Genomic DNA, 24,450 nt, shown 5'->3' with positions numbered 1-24,450 from the left:
CTTCCCGCCACGATGAACACCGCCAGATCTCGATGCCGAAACCCGTCCACGACCACCGGAGCACGATCAGAACCGCAAGCTGCGTGCTTCACATCGGTGCGCCCAAGACCGGCTCCACGGGACTCCAGTGTTTTCTCGGTGACAACTGTGCCCACCTTGCCGCTGCCGGGCTGCTTTACCCCGGCTCGATCGAACGCGGCCATGCCCACCACGACCTCGCCTTCCTCACCGCCGGCGGGTATCCTGAATGGGCAAGCTCTCAGCCGGCATCCCTCGGCGAACTGCTCGCCGCCATACAAACCGAATGCCAGACCCAGCCCGCGCTTCGCAAGCTGCTGCTGAGCAGCGAAAACTTCTACTGGCTGAGCGATCCCGAAGCCGTACGTAGGATGCTGGACACCCTCGGTCATAGGCCCGAACAGATTGCGGTCGTGGTCTATATCCGGCGCCAGGAAGACGCGATCGAGTCCTGGTACAACCAGTTGGTGAAGGCACTCGGCTACAGTGCCGATTTCGGCCAAAGCATTGCCGACTACGACAGCCTGTGGGACTACCATGCCCGCCTCTCCGGCTGGGCAGCGGTCTTCGGCGAGGATCGGATCGTGCCGCGCATCTACCCGGACGACGACGACGATTTCGACATCCGGCGAGACTTCGTCGCCCTGCTCGAACTCGCCGATCCGGATCTGCACTACGCCCCTGACCGCCCCAACCGGCGCCTGGTGCGCGACCTGCTGGAGTTCCAGCGCATCATCAACCGCTTGCCGCTGCCCACCATGGCCAAGCGCCGCCATCACAAGCGGCTCATCCATCTGTCGGCACACGCCGAGGAACTGGGGCTCGAAGACGCACCGCTGCATACGCCCGCCACACGGCAGGCCATCCGCTCCCGCTATGCCGAAGGCAACCGCATCGTGGCGCGCAGTCATTTCGACCGCGATGCCATGTTCCCACCCGCCACGGCAGCCAGGACAGCGGCAAGCGCCGAGCTGCCGCCACTGGCCGCGGAGAAGCAAACGGCCATCCTGGCCTGGCTGCAGTCGAACCAGCCCGACAACAGCGAAGGCAGGCCATGACGCAGTTCGTACCGGAAAATGACAGCTACGACGCCCATGCCCGCAGTTGCGCCCCGGACGATCTATGGGGCCAAGTCAAGCGCACGGTGCATGGCAAACCGCTGCCCGCTGCGCAGATCGACATGATCCTGGAAAACGTCCAGGCGATGCTGGAACTCAACGCCTCCGACGTCCTGCTCGACCTCTGCTGCGGCAATGGCGCGCTAACGCACCACTGGTTCGCCGCCTGCGCCAACGGTATTGGCGTCGACGCCTCTCCCTGCCTGATCGACATCGCCCGCAGCCGCTTCGGCGAAGGCGAGCCCGACCGCTTCGTGCTTGCCGAAGCAGTCAGCTATCTCGAATCACCCCAATGCCGCAGCGATTTCACCAAGGCGGTCTGCTACGGCTCGCTGCAATATTTCTCCGCCGGACGCGCCGCCGAACTGCTCGCCGCCTTACGCCGACTCTGCCCGACGCTACGCCGCGTCGTGATCGGCAACATTCCCGACCGCGACCGAGCAGCCGCCTTTTTCGGCGCGAAGCTGCCGGACGCCGAAGAACTCGACTCGCCGCTCACCCCAACCGGTGTCTGGCACAGCGCGCAAGGCTTCACCGAACTCGCCCGCCGCAGCGGCTGGCGCTGCCGCACGCAATCCATGCCCGCCGACTTTCATGCCGCCCACTACCGCTTCGACGCAATCCTGACCCCGCGGGAAGAGAACAGCCGATGAACAAGATCATCTGGATCGCGGGCATGCCCCGCTCAGGCACCAACTGGATCGGCCAGATCTTTGCCTCGCACCCCTCGGTGCGCTACAAGCTCTGCCCGCTGTTCTCCTACGATTTCAAGGACGCCCTGGACGAGCACAGCAACGCTGCCGAATGGACGACCCTGCTGCAAGCCACCTACGACACCCGCAGCGAGTATCTCGATCAGGAATATCTTCGCCGCGACACCCTGGTGCCCTGCTTCGCCGAACGCGAGGCCGCCCCCCCGGTGCTGGCGATCAAATCGACCCGCTATCACCACCTACTGCCGCGCCTGCTCGAACTCGTTCCCCACGCCCAGGTCGTCGGCATCGTGCGCGACCCGCGTGCCGCCATCCACTCCTGGCTCAGCAACCCGCTGGAATTTCCGGCCGACGCCGATCCGGCGACCGAATGGCGCAGTGGACGCTGCCGCAAGACGGCCATCGGCGAATACTGGGGCTTCGACGACTGGAAAACAGTCGCTACACTCTACCTCGACCTTGCCCGTCGCCACCCTGGCCGTTTCCATCTGGTGCAGTACGAACAATGGGTACAAGCACCACTCGCCTGCGTCAGCCGCAGCTTCGACGCACTCGAGCTGGACCTGCATCCGCAGACCGAGGCTTTCCTGCGCGAATCGCAGAGCCGGCACACCGAGCATCCCCGCGCAGTGTTCAAGCACCCGAGCGTCGCCTCGCGCTGGACGGAAACACTGGCCCCGGCCATCGCCCAGACCATCGCTGCCGAACTCGAAGGCACACCACTCGCCGGCTTCCTGGTTTCTCACGCTCCCCGCCCATGACCGACAAACGCCAGCTCGCCGATCTTGCCCTGTTCGGCGGCGCGCCCCTGTTCGAGCGCGTCCGCCCCATCGGCCAGCTCGCCAAACCTGACCCGCAACGCTTCTTCACACTGATGAAAGGCGCGTTCGAGCGCCGCCGCCTCTCCAACAACGGACCACTGGCGCAAGAACTCGAAGCCCGCCTCGCAAGCCTGCACGCAGTCGGCCACTGCATCGCCTACGCCAACGCCGGGTTGGCGCTGATCGCACTGATCGAAAGCATCGCCGCCGGGCGCAAGGGCAGCGTCGTCATCCCGACCTTCACCTATACCGGTTTGCCGCACATCGTGCGCTGGGCGGGACAGACGCCGCGCTTCTGCGACATCGACCCCGGCACCCATACCCTGACCGCCGCCAGCGTTGCCGCCGCACTGCGCGACGACACCCTGATGGTGCTCGGCGTGCATCAGGCCAACAGCCCCTGCCCAATCGAAGCGCTGTCCGCCCTTTGTGCCGAACGCGAGCTGGCGCTGCTGTTCGACGCCGTTCATGGACTGGGCGCCAGCCACCGAGGCAGGCCGATCGGCGGCTTCGGCCTGGCCGAAGTCTTCAGCCTGCATGCCACCAAACTCCTCAATGGCTTCGAGGGTGGCTACATCACCACCGACGACGACGAACTCGCCGCGCTACTGCGGCGCAAGCGCAACTTTGGCTACACCGGTGAATCCTCGATCGACACCCTCGGCCTCAATGCCAAGCTCAACGAAGTGCACGCCGCCAGCGCACTCGCCGCGCTCGATGACCTCCCGCAAGTCATCGCCCGCAACCATCAACGGCTCCAACGCTACCGCGATGCCTTCGCCGGCATCGCCGGCCTGTCCTGGATCGCCTATCCACGACAGGACGCCAGCAACGCCGAATTTCCGCTACTGCGACTGGCGCCGGACTGGCCGGTATCGCGCGATACCCTGGTCGCCATCCTGCGCGCGGAAGGCGCCTTGGCGCGGCCCTATTATTCGCCGCCGCTGCACCTGCAAGACGACCCCCATCACCCGCCGCTACCGGTTGCCGAGGCACTTTCGACCTGCATCGTCCAGATGCCGACCGGCGAATCGGTGGGCGCCGACGACATCGAGCGGCTGGCAGAACTGGTTCGCTTCGTCGCCACCCACGGAGAGGCGATCCGCGCCGCGCTCGCCGCGGGCAAGGGACTGAAATGAAGAAAACCCATCTCGCCCAGTTCGCCTGCTTCGGCGGCGCACCGAGCTTCGCCGAAGAGCTCCCGGTCGGCCAGATCAACCTGCCACCCTGGGACGAATTCGAGGCGATGTTCGCCGACATTTTCCAGCGCGGCTACTACACCAACCACGGCCCGCTGGTGGCCGAACTGGAAACCGCCGTCGCCCGCACGCTTGGCGTGCGCCACGCCATCTGCATCACCAACGGCACGGTGGCACTCGCGATCGCCGCACGCGCGCTGCGCCTCGCCGGCGAAGTCATCGTCCCTGCCTTCACCTTTCCCGGCACCGTGCAGGCGCTGAGCTGGGCCGGGCTGAAGCCGGTCTTTGCCGACGTCGATCCCACCACCCACACGCTTTCGGCCACGACGGTGGCGGCGCGAATCAGCCCGCACAGTTGCGCCGTGCTCGGCGTCCACCTGTGGGGTCACCCCTGCGACCCGGTCGGCCTGCAGGCGCTGTGCGACGACCACGGCCTGCAGCTTTTCTACGATGCGGCCCACGCCTTCGGCTGCGGCCATGCAGGCAGCCCGATCGGTGGCCTCGGTCGCATCGAGGCCTTCTCCTTCCACGCCACCAAGATCATCAGCGGCGCGGAAGGCGGCTGCCTCACCACCGACGACGACGAAGTCGCCTCCCGCGCGCGCACCATCCGCAACTTCCATCAGGCAGAAACCTTCGCCGACGTCGGCCTGCGCATCAATGGCAAGATGAGCGAGGCGCAAGCCGCAATGGCCTTGCTGTCCTTGCGGCATTTCGACCTCCACCGCGGCCGCAACCGGCGCATTTTCGACATTTACCGTCAACGTGCCGCCACCTGGCCGGACATCCGCCTGTACGACTTCCCCGATGGCGAAGCGCACAACTACCAGTACGCGGTGCTGGAAATCAGCCCTGCGGCAGCGCTTACGCGCGACGAGCTGATCACACTGCTGCACGCCGAAAACGTGCTCGCGCGGCGCTACTTCTCCCCTGGCGTACACCGGCTGTCGCCCTATGCCGAACAACCCGACCCGCCCGCCCTGCCCGTTACCGAGGCGCTGTGCCGCAATGTGATGCAGATTCCACTCGGCCCCCGCGTCGACGCCGAAGCGGCCCACCGCATCTGCGACCTGATCGAGCTCGCCCTCGCCGAAGGCGGCAGCATCGCTCCCCGCCTGCGCCAGGCCAGCCACACCGAAGCTCGCACCGGATGAAGCTCGGCATCATGCAACCCTACCCCTTCCCCTACATCGGCTATTTCGAGCTGATGGCACGGGTCGACCGCTGGGTGGCATTCGATGTCGTGCAATACAACCGGCGCAGCTGGATGAACCGCAACCGCATCCTGCACCCCAGCGCCGGCTGGCAATACTTCTCCATCCCGGTGGCCAAGGCTCCGCACGGCACCGCGCTGTCGGCAATCCGCCTCGCCGATCCCGCCGAAGCCGAACGCCGGCTGCTGGCGCAATTGCAGCACTACCACCGGCACGCGCCCCATTTCCGTTTCGTGACCGATCTGGTGCGCGACGCCTTCGCCCGAGCCGGCGACGACACCCTGGTCGGCTTCAGCCTGGCCAGCCTCAGCGCCGTCGCCGAACGGCTGTCCATCGCCTTCGTGCCCGAACGCTGCTCACAGCTCGGCTTGGCGCTCGACGGCATCGAGCATGCCGGGCAGTGGGCGCTGTGCATCGCCGCCCAGCTCGGCGCCGACGCCTATCTCAATCCACCCGGCGGTCGCGCCCTGTTCCGCCCCGAGGAATGGGCGACCGCCGACATCGAACTCGATTTCACCGAGCTGAACATCTTGCGCTACGACTGCTCGCCCTATGTCTTCGAGGCACACTTGTCCATCCTCGACGTGCTGATGTGGTGCAGCCCCGACGACGTCGGCACCTACCTGCACAAGCAACGATCCGGAGCCACTCTCCATGACCAACTCTGACACTGCCAACACCGTGGCGCAGAACATTGACTACGACAAGGTGCTCGCCGGCAAGAGCGTCGCCGAGCAGCTCCGCATACTCCGCGGTTTCCGCCGCGCACTACACGTGGGTGACGAGTTGCATATCGCGCTGCCGGACGGCGCCGATACCAGCCACAGGCTTGCCGAACACGCCCGCTATGCCGGCTTCGCCGAGGCTGTCATCGGCAATGGCGGACTGAAGCTGCGCGCTCCCGACCACCGCCTGGCCGCCGATGAGATGCCGCTGGTGACGATCGCCATTCCGGCCTTCAAGCCCGAACACTTCGTCGCCTGCCTGAACAGCGCACTGGCGCAGACCTATCCGCGGCTCCAGATCCTGGTCTGCGACGACAGCGGCGGCGACGTGCTGGGCGACATCGCCGCTGCGTACGCGTCCTCCGACCGTGCCATCGACTGGGTCAGCAACGCGGTCAACATCGGTGGCCGCGCCAACTTCATCCAATGCCTGGAGCGCGCCCACGGCGACTTCGCCAAATTCCTCTGCGACGACGATCTGCTCGAGCCCGATTGCGTCGAACGCATGGTCGAAGCCTTTCGCCTCAATCCCGACGCAAGCTTGGTGTTCTCGCGCCGACAGCGCATCGACGGCGACGGCCAGCCCCTGCCCGACGACCACCACACCGAGCCGCTCGCCGACCACGACTGCGTGTTCCAGGGCGACGCACTGGCCGGCGCGGTGATCGCACTTCAGACCAACTTCATCGGCGAACCCACCACGGTCATGTTCCGCCGCGCCGATCTCGCCTGGATTCAACCGCACTACGCCGCCTTCGACGGTCACGACGACATCCGTGTGGTCGGCGACATCGCCGCCTGGCACAACCTGCTGTCGCAGGGCGAAGCGGTCTACATCGCCCGCCCCCTAAGCCGCTTCCGCATCCATCCGGGCCAGAACCAATCCCGCGCCGAGATCCGCGACCTGATCGCCACATCGTGGGCCAAGCTGGAACGCGGTTCGCAGAAACTCGGTTTCATGCAGATCCCGCATCCGCCGGTAGCGCACCGCAACCCCGGAAGCGCCGATTGGCGCATCGACCCCGACCTGCCGCTCAATCGCCGCCTTGCCACCCGCGCATCGGGGGATAACGATGGCAAGGCAGCGGTCGAGGCACTGGCCGAAAGAGTCATCAGGCTCATCGACGCCGCCCTCACCCCTGAAACCACCGCCGCGGACGAATCTGTCCCTCCCGCCGCACGGCAGCGCTACGAGCAGGCCGCGACACTGATGGCCTCCGGGCGCACCGAGGAAGGCGCCCAGGCACTCATTACCCTGGCGAGCGAGGACACCCCGGTCTGGGAGGTATATGCCGACCTAGCCGAATTCGCGTTGACCCGCAACGATCATGAAGCCGCGCTCGACCTGATGCTGACCGCAGCCTGCCACGCGCCCGGTGCCCGCCGAGCCGCGCTGGGCGCTGCAATACTACAGACCGAACGCGGCGAGTTCGAAGCCGCCCTCGCGAACCTCAGCCCCTATTTGCGGCAGCAACCCAACGACTCCGATGCGCTCGCCCTGGTACGCCGCATCCTGGGGGCTGCACCGAAGCTCTCAGCGATTGCCTGGGCACGCTTGCTCGCCGATCTGCGCCAGGAAACTACAACGCTACAGGCCACGCTCACCAGACAACAGGCCGCACTGCAGCGGCTACGTAAAAACGCCCTTGCAGCGCTGGAATCCCCACCGGTCAACGCCACAACCGCAACCCCTTCCGCGGCCCAACGCAGTCAGGCACAGCCCCGCAATGAAGTAACCACTACACAGCCCATTACATCGCAGGCAACCAGCTCCTTTCTGACGGCCCTTGGATATCTGAGTGCAAACAGTCTAACGGGCTTCAAGTGGTTTCCTGACGAAAACTCGTACCGCGTCTGGGATCAACAGGTTGAGACGATACAGACGGAGATCGAGCGCTACATCGACACCCAACGGGAGTTCCCCGGCTATTGCGGCCTGTGCGAGCAATCGACGGTTTTTGCTGTTTCCTCAGGGCTCCAGCTTGAAGGGCATACTCATTTGCGGGAGGGCATGATCTGCGCCCGCTGTGGCACCCATAACCGTGGCCGCGTGCTTGGCCTTGCAATCCAAGACTTTACGAATCGCCATAGTAATATGGCAGACATCCTGCTGATGGAGGCCACCACTCCCTTGTTCGGCCTTCTGTCCCGCCGTCTGCCGAATCTGATCGGCACGGAATTCCAGTCGCCCATGATTGCCGGCGGCACAGCCATGGATATCGGGGGACGTCAGGTGCGTCACGAGAACATCCTTGATTTATCCTTCCCCGATCAAAGCCTGAATCTCATCGCCCACGCAGACCTGCTAGAGCACGTCCCGGATGTCGAAACCGCGCTATCGGAGTGCTTCCGGACATTGCGCAATGGTGGCGAACTGATCTTCAGCGCCCCATTCTCCCAGACGATGAAACAGTCGAGAAAACGCGCTGAACTGCTGCCTTCTGGTGAAATTCGACATTTCGTGCCGGAGGAATACCATGGCACGCACTTGGCCTACTACAACTTCGGCTGGGACCTGCTCGATCTCTGCCGTGCCGCCGGCTTCTCCAACGTCCGGATTGGTGTCTGTTTCGACCCGCTTCAGGGCCTGCTGTCAACCGGCCGCTTCGGCGGCTATTTCATGCAGCCGATCGTCTTTTCATGCATTCGCTGAAGACCACCCGCACCCGTTCCCATGAACGGCCCGGGCACTTGCTGAAACGCCTGTGCAGTACCCCCTGAACGACACCCCAGCAACCGGATTTCACCCACATTCCCCATGTCTCCGAAGCTCATCGCCTTCCACCTCCCCCAGTTCCACCCCATCCCGGAAAACGACGCTTGGTGGGGCAAAGGCTTCACCGAATGGACTAACGTCACCCGTGCCACGCCGCGCTTTCCCGGCCACCACCAGCCGCAGTTGCCGGCCGACCTGGGTTTCTACGACCTGCGCCTGCCCGAGGCGCGCGCCGCGCAGGCGGAGCTGGCCCGCGAATACGGCATCCACGGTTTCTGCTACTACCACTACTGGTTCAACGGCAAGCTTCTGCTGGAACGCCCGGTCGAGGAAATCCTCGCCTCCGGCGAGCCTGACTTTCCCTTCTGCCTGTGCTGGGCCAACGAGAACTGGACGCGACGCTGGGACGGCGCCGAACAGGAAGTGCTGATCGCCCAGCACTACAACGACGATGACGACCGCGCCCATATCCAGTATCTGATCCCCTTCTTCCGCGATCCGCGCTACATCCGCGTCGACGGCAAGCCGCTGATGCTGATCTACCGCGCCCGCCACCTGCCCGACCCCGGACGTTCGCTGGCCATCTGGCGCAACGAGGCGCGCAAGGCCGGCATCGGCGAACTGTTCATCTGCCGGGTGGAAAACTTCTTCAACGAGCGCGACGATCCGCACGCGCTCGGCTTCGACGCCTCGGTGGATTTCCAACCCGACTGGAAGGCGATCGACGACGAGCATCCGAGCGCCGTACTGCCGGACGAGCATTTCGTCATCGACTACAGCAACATGGTCGAAGCCCAGCTCGCCCGCCCCGAAGTTCCTCACCTGCGCTTTCCCGGCGTCACGCCATCCTGGGACAACTCGGCACGACGCAAGAAGAACGCCTTCATCATTGCCGACAGCACACCCGAGGCCTACGAACACTGGCTCGCGGAAAGCCTTCGCCTCGTCGCGGATCGTCCGCAGAGCCAGCAACTCGTGTTCATCAACGCCTGGAACGAATGGGCGGAAGGCAACCACCTCGAGCCCGACCAGAAGTTCGGTCGCGCCTGGCTCGAAGCCACCCGCCGCGCGCTCGACAAGGCTGCAGCACCGGATACCGTCAAGCCGCCGCCGCTAACCGATCCGCTGGTACACCACGGCTTCGCCATCCGTCAGCACTACCTCAAGCACCTCGCCGCACAGCGCATCGGCAAGGCCATCGCGCCGCTGCACGACGAACGCCTCGCCGGTACTGCGCCGCCGCGCATCCATCTCGTGCTCGATGCCACCCGCTGCGCCGACGAAGCCTTGTCACGCTCGCTGAACGCGATCTCCAGCCAGCTCTACGAGCACTGGCAACTCGACGTGTTGTCGGTCCGGCCTTCGCCGCAGATCGCCTCATCCCGCCTCGGCTGGCACACCATCGCACCGGAACAGGCCAGCCAGGCGGTGGCCGAACTGATCTTGGCCAGCACGGCGGATCGCCACGCCGTGCTCATCGGCGGCGACATCCTCGCCGAAGACGCACTGCTGTTCGCCGCCCAGCATCTGCTCGACCATCCGGACTGCCCGCTGATCCTCACCGACGGCGACACGCGCGCGGCGGACGGCAAGCCGCTGCGCACCTGGCTGGCGCCCGGCCTGAACCCGGACTGGCTGCGCTCCACGCTGCACGTCGGCGGCGCGGTGATCGCCTCCGGAGAAATCCTGCTCGGCGCGCTGCAGGACATCGGCGCCTCACCCTGCGACGCGCTGGCGCTGGCCGCCGTGCTGCGCGCGCTCGAAGCGCCCGCCGTAGCCCACCACCTGCCGCGCATCGCCCTCAGCCGGCCTGAGGGCCAGGACAGCATTCCGCTTGCGTTCCGCGCCGAACTGCTCGGCCTGCATCTGGCCCGCCTCGGCCACACCGCGTCGCTCAAACATGCCCTGGTCGACGACGCCTGCCAGGTGCATTACGAACATGCCGGCCCCCTGCCCGCCGTCGCCGTGCTGCTCGGCCCGCCGGCCTCGCCGGCGGACGTGCTGCGCAGCGTCGAAGGTCTGCTGGCACGCACCGACGGCTTCCCGCTGTCCATCCTGCTGCCCCGCGCTCCCGATGCGTCCGCCGAACTGCGCGACTGCCTCGGCCAGCTCGCCGCGCTCGATTCGCCCAACATCCGCATCATCGACGTCGCCGGCGGCGGCTCGTCGGCAGTGTTCAACCAGCTCGCCGCCGCCACCGACGCCCCGCTGCTGCTGCTGCTCGACTGCGGCCTGGTGCCGCTCGACGACGGCTGGCTGCAGGCACTCGCCAGCCATGCGCGGCGGCCGGGCATCGGCGCGGTCGGTGCGCGCATCGTCGCCCCCAACGGCGGATTGTGCGAAGGCATCGTGCGGCTCGGCCAGAGCGGCGTCGCCGGCAGCCCGTATCTCGGCGTGTCGGCCAACTACACCGGCAACGGCGGTGAACTGCATCTGGAGCAGAACTGCATCGCAGTCTCCGGCCGCGGCATGATGCTGGCGCGCGCGCATTTCCTCGATGCCGGCGGCCTGCGCACCGAGCGCTACCCGCAGGCCCATGCCGCCACCGATCTGTGCCTGCGTCTGCACCAGCGCGGGCTGCGTCAACTATGGACGCCACATGCCACGCTGGCCGCGCCCGCTGCCGTCGCACCCCGGCCTTTCGCCCCACCCACCGCCGCCGACGTTCCGTTGCTCGAAGACTGGCTGCGCGAGCTGCCCATCGACCCTTACGCCAACCGCCAGCTCAATCACGAGGGAGTCCGGCCGCGACTGCAGTTCAACCTCGCGCTGGCCCACGACCCGCTGCCCTGGCGCCCGATACCCCGCATCTACGCCCATCCGGCCGATCTCAAGGGATGCGGCGAGATGCGCATCCTCGGGCCGATGCGCGCCCTTGCCCGTGCCGGCCAGATCCACGGCAATGCCAGCACCCGCTTCCTCGGCCCCTGGGATCTGGCCGCGCTGGCCCCCGACACCGTGCTCACCCAGCGCATCTTCACCGACACCGGGCTGGACTGGCTGCAAACCTACCGCCGCCATGCGCAAAGCCTGCTGATCTACGAAGTGGACGATCTGCTCACCCGTATCTCGCCCGACAACGATCTCGGCAAGGGTTTCCCAGCGGACATCGAAGCACGCATGAGCCGCGCCATCGGCCTGTGCGACCGTCTGGTGGTTTCGACCGAAGCGCTTGCCGCCGCCTATGGCCGCCATGCGGCGGAAACGGTGATCACCCCCAATCTGCTCGACGACGACGTCTGGGGGCCGCTGCGGGCACAGCCGAACGAAGGCCCGCGCCTGCGCATCGGCTGGGCCGGCAGCGCCAGCCACCGTGGCGACCTGATGCTGCTCGAAGAAGTCATCCGCGCCACCGCCGCGCAGGTGGACTGGATATTCCTCGGCTTCTGCCCGCCGGCGCTGAAATCGCTGGTGCGGGAAGTCCATCCGCCGGTTGCCATCGCAGCCTACCCCGCCGCGCTGGCCGCGCTGCGTCTGGACATCGCCGTCGCCCCACTCGCCGCCAATGCCTTCAACGAGGCCAAGAGCAACCTGAAGCTGCTGGAATACGGCGCACTCGGCTACCCGGTGGTATGCAGCAACATCCTGCCCTACCAGGGCAGCCTGCCCGTCATCCGGGTGGCGAACACGCCCCAGCAGTGGCTGAATGCGCTGCGCCGCCTGATCGCCGACCGCGACGAGCGCGAAGCCCTCGGCACGGCCTTGCGCGACGCGGTGCGCACCGGCTGGATGATCGATGCCCGGCGCGCCGAATGGCTCGCCGCCTGGACGCGCTGACCCGCCGGCAGGCCTGGCGCTTGCTCAGCCCGTCACATCGATATGCGCCGCCGGCAGCCCCTGCCGGTGGCGTGCCCAGGCCAGTTCCAGCCCCATGCCGAAATGGCGGGCGAAAGCCTGTGCGTCGAACAGCGGCACCTGCTCACGTGTCCCGCGCAACTGCGCGCGCAGCGCGGCGCGGAGCTCGCCATCCCTGACCAGATCCAGCACTAGCGCCTCGTATCCGACTGCATCCCGCGCCACCAGTTGCGGCAGCCCCGCCGCGCTGACGATGCTGGCCGATACCCGCGACACGAAGCTATCGCCGCACAGAGCCACCTGCGGCACGCCCGCCCACAAAGCATCGCTGGCAGTGGTGTGCGCATTCACCGGAAAGGCATCGAGTGCCAGATCGGCCTGCCCCAAACGCCCCAGGTGCGCGGCTGCGGGGGCACGCGGCGCCCACACCAACCGGGCCGGATCGATACCCACCGCGGCCGCCTCGCGGATGAAGACGGCCTTCGCGCTGGCCGGCCCATCGAGCAGCCACAGCACCGCCTGCGGACATTGCAGCAATACGCGCAGCCACAGCTCGAAGGTGTCGCGGGTGATCTTGTAATACTGGTGGAAGGCCGCCAGCACCACCGCGTCGCCCGGCAGGCCCAGCGCCGCGCGCGCGGGCATTTCACCGATCTCGCGCCGCCGGTCGTTGGGCTGGTAGCAGCCCGGCAGGCGCAACACCTGTTCGCTGTAACCGGCTTCGGCGCCGGACGGAACCACCACCACATCGGCGATGATGTAGTCCAGCCACGGCGCCCCCATGCTACCGGGGAAGCCCAGCCACTGCATCTGCACCGGCGCCGGGCGGTAGGCGAGGATGCCGGCGCGATAGCCCTGCGTCCAGCCCTTGAGGTCGATGGCGATGTCCACGCCGTCGGCGCGCATGCGTTGCGCGGCCTCCAGATCGGACATTGATGCCGCCGGCACCCACTCGGGGATCACTGCCCGCAGCCGCTGCCGATAGGCATCGCCTTCGTGTGTGGGCGGGCCGTAATCGTAGGCGACCAGGTGAAAGCGCGCCGGGTCCAGCGCCTCCAGCATGCCGGTCATCAAGTGCGCAGTAGCGTGGTCGCGGAAATCCGCGGATAGCAGGCCGATTCGCAGCGCGGACCTTTCGCCGTCCCGCGCAGCCCACTCCGGCAAGGGAGCGCTCCCCGCGAACTGCGCGGCAAAATTGCGCGCCACGCGCAACTGCGCCTCGCCCGTGGCGCCCGGCATGGCCAGCCAGGCAAACGGCGACGGGCAGTGGCCGCTGGCGAGGGACAGGCCGCCATCCGCCATCTGGTGCGTCAGTTCGGCTTCCATCAGCTCCGCGCCGTCCCAGTCCGCCAGTTGCCGGCAGGCATGCGCGCCCTGCAGCAGCCAGGCGGGGCGGGGCGCACGTGACACCGCCTCGACGAACGCTGCCCGCGCGTCCTCGTGCTCGCCAAGATCGACGCACACGCAGCCCAGGTTGTACCAGGCGTCCACGCATTCATCATCTTTGGCCAGCGCCTGCATGAAGCACTGCTTCGCCTCCGCCCAGGCACCGGCATCACGCAGCGCAGCGCCCAGGTTGCTGAATGCCAGCGCCCATTCCGGCGCCAGCGCCGCCGCTCGCCAGCCTGCCTCGATGGCCTCCGCCAGCCGCGCCTGCTCCCGCAGTAGCACGCACAGGTTAGACCAGTTCGGCGCATCCTCCGGCGCCTGTGCAAGCGCGGCGCGCAGCAGGTGCTCGGCTTCGGCCTTGTCGCCAGTCGGATCGTCGACCAGTAGCGCGCCCAGCATCGCCAGCGCTCCCGCGTCCCGCGGCAGATGCTTCAGGTTCAGGCGGCAGAACGCCTGCTTCAGCCCGGCATCGCCCAGTTCAATCAACAGTTCGCGGCACAGCCCGGCCAGTTCGGCATCCTGCGGCGCGCGCTCGTAGGCCAGCCAGAACTGCTCCAGCGCCTCAATACGCTCGCCCTGCTCAAGCAGCGTGCACGCCAGGTTGTAGCGCGGCGTGGCCGCATCCGGCAACAGCGCCACTGCCCGGCGGTGCGCGGCAATCGAATCCAGCTGCTCGCCCGACGCGGCCAGCGCGTTGCCGAGGTTGCTCCAGGCCTGTCCGTCCTCGGGCAGCAGTTCCACCGCGCGGCGCAGCACCCGCGCGGCCTCGCCATGTTCGCCCAGCAGGTGCAGGGCGCTGCCGAGCAGTTTGTGCGCGGGGCCGAAGCCCGCATGTCGCAGGCACAGCCCGCGCGCCAGCTCCGCCGCCTGCACATGGCGGCCGGCGGCGAAATGCGCGGCGGCTTCGCTCAAGATACTTTGGTCCGATGCCGAAAGAGAACTGTGTCCGGTCATGGCAAGGCAGTGCCCACACTTGAAAGGTGCCGCATCTTACCGTGCTCCACATGCGCCCCGGCATGGCCAGTCCCGACGGCAAGCGAGCAGCGGCAATGATTGCCGCCTCCAGGCAAGAAAACCCCTAAAGTCCGGCACCTTGCCGCCGTTAATGGAGCCAAGAGCACAGGAAAACGGTTTATCGGACTGGCTCCTGGAACCGACCGGCTTTCACCCAAACACCGCCGGACTTTTTTGATACTTCTCTGACGGAGAACAATCATGTCGCAAGTCATTAACACCAACGTTCAGTCGCTGAATGCCCAACGTCATCTGAACGGTTCCGGCGGCTCGCTGGCCACCTCGCTGCAACGTCTGTCTTCCGGCCTGCGCATTAACAGCGCCAAGGATGACGCCGCCGGCCTCGCCATTTCCGAACGCTTCACTTCCCAGATCAAGGGCCTGGATCAGGCGCGCCGCAACGCCAACGACGGTATCTCGCTCGCGCAGACCGCCGAAAGCGCGCTCGAATCCGCCGGCAACGTGCTGCAACGCATCCGCCAGCTCGCCGTGCAGTCGTCCAACGCCACCAACTCGGCCTCCGACCGCCAGGCGCTCAACGCCGAAGTCAACGAACTGACCGCCGAACTCGACCGCATCGCCAAGACCACCGAATTCAACGGCCAGAAGCTGCTCGACGGTTCCTTCACCTCGGCCGTGTTCCAAGTCGGCGCCAACGCCGGCCAGAGCATCACCGCCACCTCGGCCAACTTCAGCACCAGCCAGTACGGCAACTACCGTGTCGGTTCCAAGGTTGCCACCGACGCCGGCGCCAAGGGCGACCTGACCGCCGGCAGCACGGCCAACGCGATCGCCTCGAACGCCGCGGCCACCAGCCGCGTGGCGGGCGGAGCCGTCACGATCAACGGCGCCACCGGCGCGGCTACCGTCACCATTGCCGCCGGCGCCTCGGCCAAGAAGGCTGCCGAGCAGATCAACGCCGAAACCGGCAAGACCGGCGTCAAGGCATCCGCCAAGACCGAGATCGACGTCACGGCCATGACCGCCAACACCTCGTACAAGTTCGACTTGACGTCGGACAACGCCACTGCTGTCACCGTGTCCTTCACAGTCGGCAGCGCGATCGACCAGGACGGCCTGGCCGCCGCGGTCAATGCCTTCAACGACGTGTCGGCCAAGACCGGCGTGACTGCCCGCGTCAATGACGGCGGCAACGGCATCACCCTGCTCAATGCCAACGGCGAGAACATCACCGTCGCCAACGCCGCAAGCGGCTCGGCATCGGCAACCGTCGGCGGCACAGCCACTGCCGCAGGCGCGACCGCCGTCGCGACCGGCCAGTTGGTGCTGGATTCGGAGCGCACCTTCAGCATCGAAGCGGCCAACACCAGCGACTTCTTCAGCGCTGCAGCCGCATCGGGGCAATTGCAGAAGGTGGCCGACCTCGACGTCAGCTCGGTGGATTCAGCGCAACGCAGCCTGGCCCTGGTCGACTCCGCGCTCGCCGCGGTGAATAGCCAGCGTGCCAAGTACGGCGCCCTGCAGTCGCGCTTCGAGACCACGATCGCCAACCTGCAGACCACCTCGGAAAACATGTCGGCCTCCCGCAGCCGCATCCGCGACACCGACTTCGCCTCCGAAACGGCCAACCTGACCCGCGCGCAGATCCTGCAACAGGCCGGCACCGCGATGCTGTCGCAAGCCAATGCCCTGCCCAACAACGTGCTGTCGCTGCTGCGCTGATAGTCGCAACCTGACGGTGTAGCATCACCCGGCGCGGGGCTCGCAAGAGTCTCGCGCCGTTCGCCCATCAAGGAGGTGAATCGTGAACATCGAGTCGATCGGCAACGCCATTCCGCAAACGACACGCATCCTGTCGCAGGCCACGCAGTCTGCGCCGCAGGCGGCGGCACCCAGTCCCGAGGCAGTCGCAACCGGCATGCCGGCCACCGGCACACCGACGGTCACCACGGCGGCCGTGCAGCAGCCCGATGCGCAACAGATCGCGCAGGCCGTGGAAGAGATGCGTGCCGCCATTTCTCCTGTGGCACAGAACTTGCAATTCTCCATCGACCAGGATATTGGCCGTACCATCGTCAAAGTTGTGGATGCATCCACCGACGAGGTCATCCGCCAGATCCCATCCGAGGAAATCGTCGCCATCGCCAAGGCGATGGACAAGCTGCAGGGGCTGCTGATCAAGCAGCAGGCCTGAGCAACACAGAAGGAGAGCACATCATGGCCGCGATCACGTCCGGGGGTTCCGTCCTCGACATCACCTCCATCGTCAGCCAGTTGATCACCGCCGAGCGCAGGACGACCCAGCAACCGCTGGTCACCAAACAGGCCGAGCAGACCGCCAAGCTCTCGGCCTTCGGCCAGATCAAGGGGGCGTTGAGCAGCCTGCAGACGGCGGCCGAGGCACTGGGCAAGAACGACGTGTTCGGCGGAGTCAAGGCCACGGTCAGCGGCAAGGGCTTCACCGCCGCCGCCAAGGCGGGCGCCTCGACCGGTAATCACTCCATCGAAGTATTCCAGCTCGCCAAGGAACAGCGCGTCTCCACCGATGCCGCCACCAGCTTCGTGCCGGCCGCCGGCAGGCTGAGCATCCAGTTCGGCATCATCAACGAAAGCGGCAGCTTCGAAGCCGACGCAGAGCGGATGGCTTCGTTCGAGTTCGAGGGTGGCACGCTTGCCGAACTGCGCGACGCCATCAACAAGGACGCCTCGCTCGGCATCAAGGCCACCATCGTCAACAACGGCAGGGCCGATCAGTTGGTGCTCACTGGCGCAGGCATCAACGGCCCGGCCACCGGCGCGAACATGGCTTTCAAGCTCACCGGCGCCGATGGCCTGGAAGGGCTGAGCTACGATCCCGGCACGGGCGCCGGCGGCAATGGCATGTACTCGGTGCAGGCGGCACAGGACGCCCGCCTGAAGGTGGACGGCATCGAGATTTCGCGCGGCAAGAACACCATCGACGACGTGCTGGAAAGCGTCACGCTGACGTTGAACGATGAGCCGGAAACCGACGTGGCCAGCCTGAAGGGCACACTGGCGGTCGCCACCGACAACGAACAGGCGCGCAAGGCGATCGACGCCTTCGTCAAGGCCTACAACGAAGTCACCGACACCCTGAAATCGCTGACCGCCTATGACGCCACCACCCGCCAGGGCTCGACGCTGACCGGCGACTCCACCGTGCGCAACATCCAGTCCACATTACGCAACGCCCTCAACGACGCGCTGGGCGGACTGGGAGGGATACAGTCGCTGGCGGAGCTGGGCATCGGCGGCGGAGCCAAGCTGGACAAGGAAAGCGGCCAGGTGACAGTCGATGGCAAGCTGTCGCTCGACAGTGCCAAGTTCGATGCCGCGCTGTCGGACCCGAGCAAGGATCTGGCGGCGTTCTTCAACGGCAAGGACAGCATAAAAGGCTTCGCCACGACCTTCAGCGAACGCCTCGGCGGCCTGCTCGACGACAGGACGGGCCTGATCGCCACCCGTACCAAGGGCATCGACGACAACATCAAGTCCCTGGAGGAACAGTACAACCGCATCGACGAGCGCATCGTGAGCATGGAAGAACGCTACCGCCTCGAATTCTCGCGCCTCGACAGCCTGCTCGCCGGCATGTCGCAGACCAGCAGCTACCTGGCCCAGCAACTGGCCAACCTGCCCAAGATCGGCAACTGAGGAGACGGAGCACCATGTTCGGCACCTCCTACGCCAACCGCGCCTCGGCCTACGCCCGCGTCGGCACCGAAACCAGCGTCGACGCGGCCAGCCCGCACAAGCTCATCCTGATGCTGTACGACGGCGCCCTGCTGGCGCTGCGCACCGCGCTGGTCGCCGTCCGCAACAAGGACATCCCGACCAAGGGCCAGTCGATTTCCAAGGCCATCAACATCATCGACAACGGCCTCAAGGTCAGCCTCGACATGAATGCCGGCGGCGAGCTGGCCGGACGCCTGCATGCGCTGTACGAGTACATGAGCGAGCGCCTGCTGTATGCCAACCTGCACAGCAGCGAAGCGGCGCTGAACGAAGTCGTCGGCCTGCTCGCCAGCCTGCGCGAAGCCTGGGCCGGCATCGCCGACCAGGCAGCGGTCTGAACGGGAGCCCGACATGCTGACACCGGAAAGCTGCCGCAGACTGCTTGCGTTGTACGAAGCCATGGCCGAGGCCGCGGTGCGCAACGACTGGAGCCGGCTCGCCGAACTCGAAGCGGCGAGCTCCGAACTGCGCAAGGCGGCCGCGGCCGCCCCTGCCGACACCGCCGGGCTGCCGGATGCTGCGCAGCGGGAAATGGCGACGATGATCCAGCGCATGCTGGAACTCGACGCCGACGTTCGCAGCCATGCCGAACCCTTCCTGGAGAGCACGCGCAAGCTGCTATCCGGCACGATACGCAGGCGCAACGTGCGCGATACGTACGGCAACATCTGACGCGCCCGACCCTGGGGTAGACTATCCCGGGCAAGGAGGGAACCGCGATGATCCCCGCTGACCTCGCCGCCCGGCTGAGAACACTCACCGAGGCCAGCTTCTTCAATACCAGCCCGCCAGTTGCCGGCCTGCAGCGCGCGCGCGAAATCCAGGCACTGCTGCCGGAGCTGCAGCAAGGCCAGCGCTTCTTCGCCACGCTGCTGCGCACCCTGCCCGACGGCTCGTTCCGCGCCGTGGTCGCCGGCAAGGAAATGACGCTGGCGCTGAACACCTCCGCCAAGCCCGGCGACACCCTCGAGCTCGAAACTTCGCGCGTGACGCAGCAGGCAGTGTTCGCCCGCGTCGTCGGCAACGATGCCGCCAGCGCCAACGCCTCGGCCCAGCCCGCACTGAGCCAGACCGGCCGGCTGATCAGCTTCCTGCTCACCGGCCAGCCTTCGCCGCCACCGGCAAATCTTGCCGGCAACCAGCCCTTGCTCACCGCCCCGCCCACCAGCGGCGCGCCGCTGGTGCCGCTGCTGCGCCAGGCGCTGGGCCAGAGCGGCCTGTTCTACGAATCGCACCAGGCCGAATGGGTACTGGGCACGCGCGACGGCGCCAGCCTGATGCGGGAACCACAGGCGCAAGTACAGGCGCAGGCTGGCCACCCAGCGGCAGGCGGACGCCCCACCGGCACCGGCTCCGCCGCGCCCCAGGCGGCCGCGGCGCACACTGCAGCCACCGGCGGTGGGCAAGCCAGCGCGGCGGACGGCAGCGAACGCACGAACGCCGCCCTGCGCGTCATCGCCGATGACGCAGCGCCGGTCCGCAGCAGCACCAGCGCACCGATTCCCGAACGCCTGCTGCCCGTGGTCCATCAGCAGCTGGAAGCGCTCGCCACCCATCAGTACGTGTGGCAGGGTCAGGCCTGGCCGGGACAGCAGATGGAATGGATCATCGACGACCCCGAACGGGACGATGGCGAAGACGACAACACGGCACAGGACTGGAACACCACGCTGCGCCTGAGCCTGCCCCGCCTGGGCAGCATCGAAGCGCACATGCAGTTGACGCCGGCCGGCGTCGCGCTGCGCCTGCGCTCGAACGACGACGCCAGCATCGTTGCGCTGGACGCCGGCGCCGCCAGGCTGGCCGAATCACTCGAAGCAGCCGGCCTGAAGCTGACCGGCCTGGTGGTGGAACGCCGTGATGACTGAATCCAGGCCCCAGCGCAGCGAAGCCGTCGCGCTGGCCTACACCGCCGGCGAGACGGCGCCGCGCGTGGTGGCCAAGGGCAAGGGCGTGCTGGCAAGGGAGATTCTCGAGCGGGCACGCGAAGCCGGCATCTACGTGCATGAATCGCCCGAGCTCGTCAGCCTGCTGATGCAGGTCGACCTCGACACGCGGATTCCGCCCCAGCTCTACGTCGCCGTGGCCGAACTGCTGGCCTGGCTGTACAGCGTGGAGCAAGGCAGCGACGCCGGGCCCGCACCAGTGGCGCACGACCTGCCCGAGTCGCTGCGGCCGAGGCCGGCCGGCACGCCGGAGTAGGCTACGCCGGCGACGATGAGTCGTGCTATAAGCAACGACGAACAGCATCGGCAAAACAAGCTTCCCATCACGGCATGACGATCGAACACGAGATGACCCGCGTCGAGCTGCTGCAGGCCGACGACCCGTCGAAATACCTGCTGAAGGATCGGCGCGAGATCACGGCCGTGCTCCGCCGCCTGCTCGATGCGCGCGAGCTGGTGAGGGCACGCGGCACGCCGGATGGCGACTCCTTTCTGACCGCGCTGCTGCAGGTCGACGAGGACGACGCGGTGCTCGTGCTGGACGGCAGCCCCGACGAGGGCATCAATGCCCGCCTCGGCCGCGCCGCTCAGCTCGACTGCGTCACCCAGCTCGACAAGGTCCGCATCCAGTTCATGCTCGAACGGCCGATGCTGCAGACCTGGGGCAGCGGCGCCGCTTTCCGTGCAGCCATGCCGGTCGAACTGCTGCGCCTGCAGCGCAGGGAGTTCTACCGCCTGCAGACGCCGGCCACCCACGCGCTGACCTGCAGCGTGCCACTGCCCGGCAGCGGCGAAATGGCGTGGCGCATCATCGACATCAGCGGTGGCGGCATTGCCATCGCCGTCCCGCCGAACGATGCATCCTTTGCGCCAGGCGACGAATTCCCCGGTTGCCGGATCAAGCTTCCCGACAGTCCGCCGATCCACGCGCGCCTGACGGTGCGCAACCTGTTCCGCCTGACCACCCGCAACGGCGTCGGCATGCTGCGCGCGGGCTGCGAATTCTCGGACATGCCGCCGGGAGCGGAAGAGGCCATACAACGCTACATCCTGAAGATCGAGCGCCAGCGCAGCGCACGCCAGCGCGCCCTGGGCTGATCCATTCGCAGACACAGGCCATGACTTCCGACGCCGACCACACGCCCACCCCGATCGACATGGACCGGCGCGACACGATCGAACAGTTCATCCTCAACGGCCGCCGGCAGGTGCGCCAGCTGCTGCAGGAGCTGATCGAGCATCGCGCCCTGGTCAGCGGGCATTTCGGCAATGGCCGCTCCTTCCTGACCGCCCTGCTCGAACTTTCGGACGACGAGGAAACCCTGGTGCTGGATGCCAGCCCGGACCCGGATGCCAACCGCCGCATCCTGGCGGCGCCCAAGCTCGTCTGCGTGACCCAGCTCGAGCACATCCGCATCCAGTTCGCGCTGCACGACCTGCAGGAAGGCCGGGAAGACGGGCGCAGCCTGTTCCATGCGCCGGTGCCGCGCGAAGTGCTGCGCCTGCAGCGCCGCGCCGCCTACCGCCTGAGCGTGCCGCTGAGCCACGCCGCCACCGGCCAGATCGGCGTCAAGGGCACCGCCGGCACCCAGGCCACGCTAACGGGACGGCTGCTCGACATCAGCGTCGGCGGCATCGCGCTGCAACTGCCGCCGGACGCCGCACGACTCGTCATCGGCGAACGGCTGCAGGCCTGCCGGCTGCAGTTGCCGAACCTCGACCCGATCAGCGTCCAGTTGCGCGTCTGCTATCTCGACCGCCAGGAGCAGCGCAGCGGCTCGCAGATGCTGCGCGTCGGCCTGGCCTTCGTCGAGCTGCCGCACAAGATCGAGAACACCATCCAGCGCTACATCTTCAACACCGACCGCGAACGCGCCGCACGCGAGCGCGGCGGGCTGTGATCAGCGCCGCGCGCCATACCCCTTTTCCAACCGCCACGCGGCCGCGCCCAGCAGCACGCCCAGCATGGCGGCGCCGACGGGCAGCGTCACCGCGGCTTCCCAGCTTCCCCGGCTGGCGACCAGGGCCGCGATCAACGGTGGACCGAGCAATTGCCCGAGGTTGGAAATCTGCAGGCTCAGCCCCTGGAAAGTGCCGATCTGGCGCGAGGTCCGGGCGATGACGGTCGAGGCCGACAGGACGGATGACGGAATCAGGCCGCCGACCAGGGATACCGCCACACAGGCCAGATAGCGCACGGCATCCGGCAAGGCCGGCGAAAAGGCTGTGTACATGAACAGGCCGCTCAGGCTGCTGCCCAGCATCAACAACTTGCCGCGCGCCACGCCGCGCCGCAGCAGCGTGCCACCGATGACGTTGCCCGGCACGTTGGCCAGCACCATGATGCAGGACAGCGCGGCGACCCAGTGCATGTCCAGTCCGCGCTGCTCGCGCAGGAAGGTCGGCAGCCACACGATCAGGGTGAAATGCTGCAGCGCCCAGGTCGCGAACAGCAGTCCCAGGGTCCATGCCAGCGGCTGGCGCATGACCTCCCGCGCCACCGCCAGGGCGCGTTCTTCCTGGCCCTCGCTCGGCGCTTCGGCGAAGCGGTAATGCCGCCGCTGCAGCCATGCCGACACCCCGCCCGCCAGCAGCAGCACGATGGCGAAGCCCCAGATCACCCGCCAGCCGCCCAGCCCCTGCAGCAAGGGCGCAGCGACCATCACCAGGCCGATGCCGCCCGGCATGTAGGTTCCCCACACGCCCAGCACGAAGCGCCGATCCTCCAGCCGGCTCGCTGCCGACAGCAGGATCGGTGCCGATACCGCCACCGCCATGTAGCCCGCCCCTTCGATCACCCGCCCCGCCAGCAGCAGTGGGAAGCTCGTCGCCAGCAGGCTGGCCGCGCCGCCTGCCAGACTCAGGCCGATCCCCGCCAGGCAGAGCCGCAACCCGCCGATGCGGTCGGCCGAAAAGCCGAACATCACTGCGGCGCACACCGCGAACACGTTGATCGCCGACGACAGCCAGCCGGCCTGCACCAGGCTCAGGCCCAGATCCTCGCGCAAGGCCGAAATCATGATCGACACCTTGCCGACGTTGCTGGCCACTGCCACACCACACAGCAGCGCCGCCGCGACCGCCAGCCAGTGCGTCGCCGCCCGCTCCTGCTGCCCCCCTGCCTTCATCCGCGCCCTCACATCCGCTCCAGCGTGGCAGGCCGCAGCCCGCCGCGAATTCGTCGATTCTTCACCAGATGCGGATTCTCGCCGTTCGGCGCGCGCGGGACCACCTGAATCTGCCGAAGGAGCGCTCTGCGGCATACCTGCGCTGGACGGGCACGATGAATTGGCGGCATGCTTACTCCCAGACCCATCACATCGCGAGCGAAGCACCGATGAGCCAGACCGACTACCTGTGGCCCCCCGCCCCGACACCTTCCCTGCCGGTACGCGGCACCGCTGCCCGCCTGCCGGTCCGGCGCATCTTCTGCGTCGGCCGCAACTACCAGGGCCACGCCATCGAGATGGGCACGCCGATCGACAAAACAACGATGCGGCCCTTCTACTTCATCAAGGATGCCGGCAGCCTGGTCGAGACGAGCGCCGGGAAGCCAGCGCGCGTGCCCTATCCGCCCGGTACCGCCAACTACCACCACGAGATCGAGCTGGTCGTCGCCATCGGCGCCGAAGGCTTCGAGGTTTCCGCCGCCGATGCCGACCGGCTGGTCTACGGCTACGCCGCCGGCCTCGACATGACCCGCCGCGACCTGCAGAAGCTCTGCCAGGGCCAGGGCCGGCCCTGGGATCTGGGCAAGAACTTCGAGCACGGCGCGGTCTGCGGCGAGATCGTCCCCGCTGCCGGCCTCGGCCTGCTCGACAAGGGCGCGATCACGCTGCAGGTCAACGGCCAGAGCCGCCAGTCCGGCGACCTGTCGATGCTGATCTGGAACATCCGCGAACTGATCGCCGACCTGTCGTGCTTCTACCACCTGCAGCCGGGCGACCTGATCTACACCGGCACGCCCGAAGGCGTCGGCGCCGTGCAGCCGGGCGACCGCCTCAGCGGCCACATCGAAGGCATCGGCGACATCGAGCTGGAGATCGGCGAACCGGAATGAGCATC

Annotated in this window: 20 protein-coding genes; 18 read left to right on the top strand and 2 right to left on the bottom strand. The window is 67.1% G+C overall.

What is annotated here, in order from left to right:
- Positions 1-83: 83 nt before the first annotated feature.
- The 8 genes from NX068_RS03115 (at position 84) to NX068_RS03080 (ending at position 12,301) form a co-directional block, all read left to right on the top strand.
- On the top strand, positions 84-1,076 hold the full coding sequence (locus tag NX068_RS03115) for a hypothetical protein (protein WP_263459840.1): 993 nt from the start codon (positions 84-86) through the stop codon (positions 1,074-1,076).
- On the top strand, positions 1,073-1,789 hold the full coding sequence (locus NX068_RS03110) for a class I SAM-dependent methyltransferase (protein ID WP_263459839.1): 717 nt from the start codon (positions 1,073-1,075) through the stop codon (positions 1,787-1,789). The genes NX068_RS03115 and NX068_RS03110 overlap by 4 nt, the downstream gene beginning before the upstream one ends.
- A complete protein-coding gene (locus NX068_RS03105) occupies positions 1,786-2,610 on the top strand; it encodes a sulfotransferase family protein (RefSeq protein ID WP_263459838.1) in 825 nt (274 codons plus the stop codon). Before NX068_RS03110 ends, NX068_RS03105 begins: the two co-directional genes overlap by 4 nt.
- Entirely contained in the window at positions 2,607-3,809 is a 1,203-nt protein-coding gene (locus tag NX068_RS03100; protein WP_263459837.1) for a DegT/DnrJ/EryC1/StrS family aminotransferase, read from the top strand. The genes NX068_RS03105 and NX068_RS03100 overlap by 4 nt, the downstream gene beginning before the upstream one ends.
- A complete protein-coding gene (locus NX068_RS03095; RefSeq protein WP_263459836.1) occupies positions 3,806-5,023 on the top strand; it encodes a DegT/DnrJ/EryC1/StrS family aminotransferase in 1,218 nt (405 codons plus the stop codon). The genes NX068_RS03100 and NX068_RS03095 overlap by 4 nt, the downstream gene beginning before the upstream one ends.
- 11 nt (positions 5,024-5,034) lie before the next feature.
- The gene (locus NX068_RS03090; RefSeq protein WP_263459835.1) at positions 5,035-5,751 is read left to right on the top strand and encodes a WbqC family protein; all 717 of its coding nucleotides are present in this window, start codon (positions 5,035-5,037) and stop codon (positions 5,749-5,751) included.
- Entirely contained in the window at positions 5,738-8,461 is a 2,724-nt protein-coding gene (locus tag NX068_RS03085; protein WP_263459834.1) for a glycosyltransferase, read from the top strand. The genes NX068_RS03090 and NX068_RS03085 overlap by 14 nt, the downstream gene beginning before the upstream one ends.
- A 105-nt stretch (positions 8,462-8,566) precedes the next feature.
- Positions 8,567-12,301 carry a glycoside hydrolase family 99-like domain-containing protein gene (locus NX068_RS03080; RefSeq protein WP_263459833.1) on the top strand — a complete coding sequence of 1,245 codons (3,735 nt, stop codon included), beginning with the start codon at positions 8,567-8,569 and terminating at the stop codon, positions 12,299-12,301.
- Positions 12,302-12,325: 24 nt separating this feature from the next.
- Here the strand turns inward: NX068_RS03080 and NX068_RS03075 are convergent, their stop codons facing one another.
- A complete protein-coding gene (locus NX068_RS03075) occupies positions 12,326-14,620 on the bottom strand; it encodes a tetratricopeptide repeat protein (protein ID WP_263459832.1) in 2,295 nt (764 codons plus the stop codon).
- A 303-nt stretch (positions 14,621-14,923) separates the two neighbouring features.
- Here NX068_RS03075 and NX068_RS03070 point away from each other — a divergent pair, with 303 nt between their 5' ends.
- The 9 genes from NX068_RS03070 to NX068_RS03030 all read left to right on the top strand — a co-directional run bounded on the left by NX068_RS03070 (position 14,924) and on the right by NX068_RS03030 (position 22,286).
- Positions 14,924-16,405: a flagellin N-terminal helical domain-containing protein gene (locus tag NX068_RS03070; RefSeq protein ID WP_263459831.1), complete on the top strand. Its 1,482-nt coding sequence runs from the start codon at positions 14,924-14,926 to the stop codon at positions 16,403-16,405.
- Between the two features lie 82 nt (positions 16,406-16,487).
- Complete coding sequence (locus tag NX068_RS03065) at positions 16,488-16,877, top strand: flagellar protein FlaG (protein ID WP_263459830.1); 390 nt, start codon at positions 16,488-16,490, stop codon at positions 16,875-16,877.
- Between the two features lie 23 nt (positions 16,878-16,900).
- A complete protein-coding gene (gene fliD, locus NX068_RS03060) occupies positions 16,901-18,358 on the top strand; it encodes a flagellar filament capping protein FliD (RefSeq protein ID WP_263459829.1) in 1,458 nt (485 codons plus the stop codon).
- A gap of 14 nt (positions 18,359-18,372) precedes the next feature.
- The gene (fliS, locus tag NX068_RS03055) at positions 18,373-18,777 is read left to right on the top strand and encodes a flagellar export chaperone FliS (protein ID WP_263459828.1); all 405 of its coding nucleotides are present in this window, start codon (positions 18,373-18,375) and stop codon (positions 18,775-18,777) included.
- A 13-nt stretch (positions 18,778-18,790) separates the two neighbouring features.
- Positions 18,791-19,111 carry a flagellar protein FliT gene (locus NX068_RS03050; protein ID WP_263459827.1) on the top strand — a complete coding sequence of 107 codons (321 nt, stop codon included), beginning with the start codon at positions 18,791-18,793 and terminating at the stop codon, positions 19,109-19,111.
- A gap of 47 nt (positions 19,112-19,158) precedes the next feature.
- Positions 19,159-20,307 carry a flagellar hook-length control protein FliK gene (gene fliK, locus NX068_RS03045; RefSeq protein ID WP_263459826.1) on the top strand — a complete coding sequence of 383 codons (1,149 nt, stop codon included), beginning with the start codon at positions 19,159-19,161 and terminating at the stop codon, positions 20,305-20,307.
- The gene (locus NX068_RS03040; protein ID WP_263459825.1) at positions 20,300-20,641 is read left to right on the top strand and encodes an EscU/YscU/HrcU family type III secretion system export apparatus switch protein; all 342 of its coding nucleotides are present in this window, start codon (positions 20,300-20,302) and stop codon (positions 20,639-20,641) included. The genes fliK and NX068_RS03040 overlap by 8 nt, the downstream gene beginning before the upstream one ends.
- A 74-nt stretch (positions 20,642-20,715) precedes the next feature.
- A complete protein-coding gene (locus NX068_RS03035; RefSeq protein ID WP_263459824.1) occupies positions 20,716-21,483 on the top strand; it encodes a flagellar brake protein in 768 nt (255 codons plus the stop codon).
- A gap of 20 nt (positions 21,484-21,503) precedes the next feature.
- A complete protein-coding gene (locus NX068_RS03030) occupies positions 21,504-22,286 on the top strand; it encodes a flagellar brake protein (RefSeq protein ID WP_263459823.1) in 783 nt (260 codons plus the stop codon).
- Here the strand turns inward: NX068_RS03030 and NX068_RS03025 are convergent, their stop codons facing one another.
- A complete protein-coding gene (locus NX068_RS03025) occupies positions 22,287-23,513 on the bottom strand; it encodes an MFS transporter (protein WP_263459822.1) in 1,227 nt (408 codons plus the stop codon).
- Positions 23,514-23,722: 209 nt separating this feature from the next.
- Here NX068_RS03025 and NX068_RS03020 point away from each other — a divergent pair, with 209 nt between their 5' ends.
- Positions 23,723-24,445 carry a fumarylacetoacetate hydrolase family protein gene (locus NX068_RS03020; protein ID WP_263459821.1) on the top strand — a complete coding sequence of 241 codons (723 nt, stop codon included), beginning with the start codon at positions 23,723-23,725 and terminating at the stop codon, positions 24,443-24,445.
- Positions 24,446-24,450: the final 5 nt, after the last annotated feature.

The organism is Thauera carbonicopians, from assembly GCF_025699485.1.
In the GTDB taxonomy this organism is placed as follows: Bacteria; Pseudomonadota; Gammaproteobacteria; order Burkholderiales; family Rhodocyclaceae; genus Thauera.
Note: the sequence above shows the minus strand (reverse complement) of the source record. Positions and strands in the feature narration are given on the sequence as shown.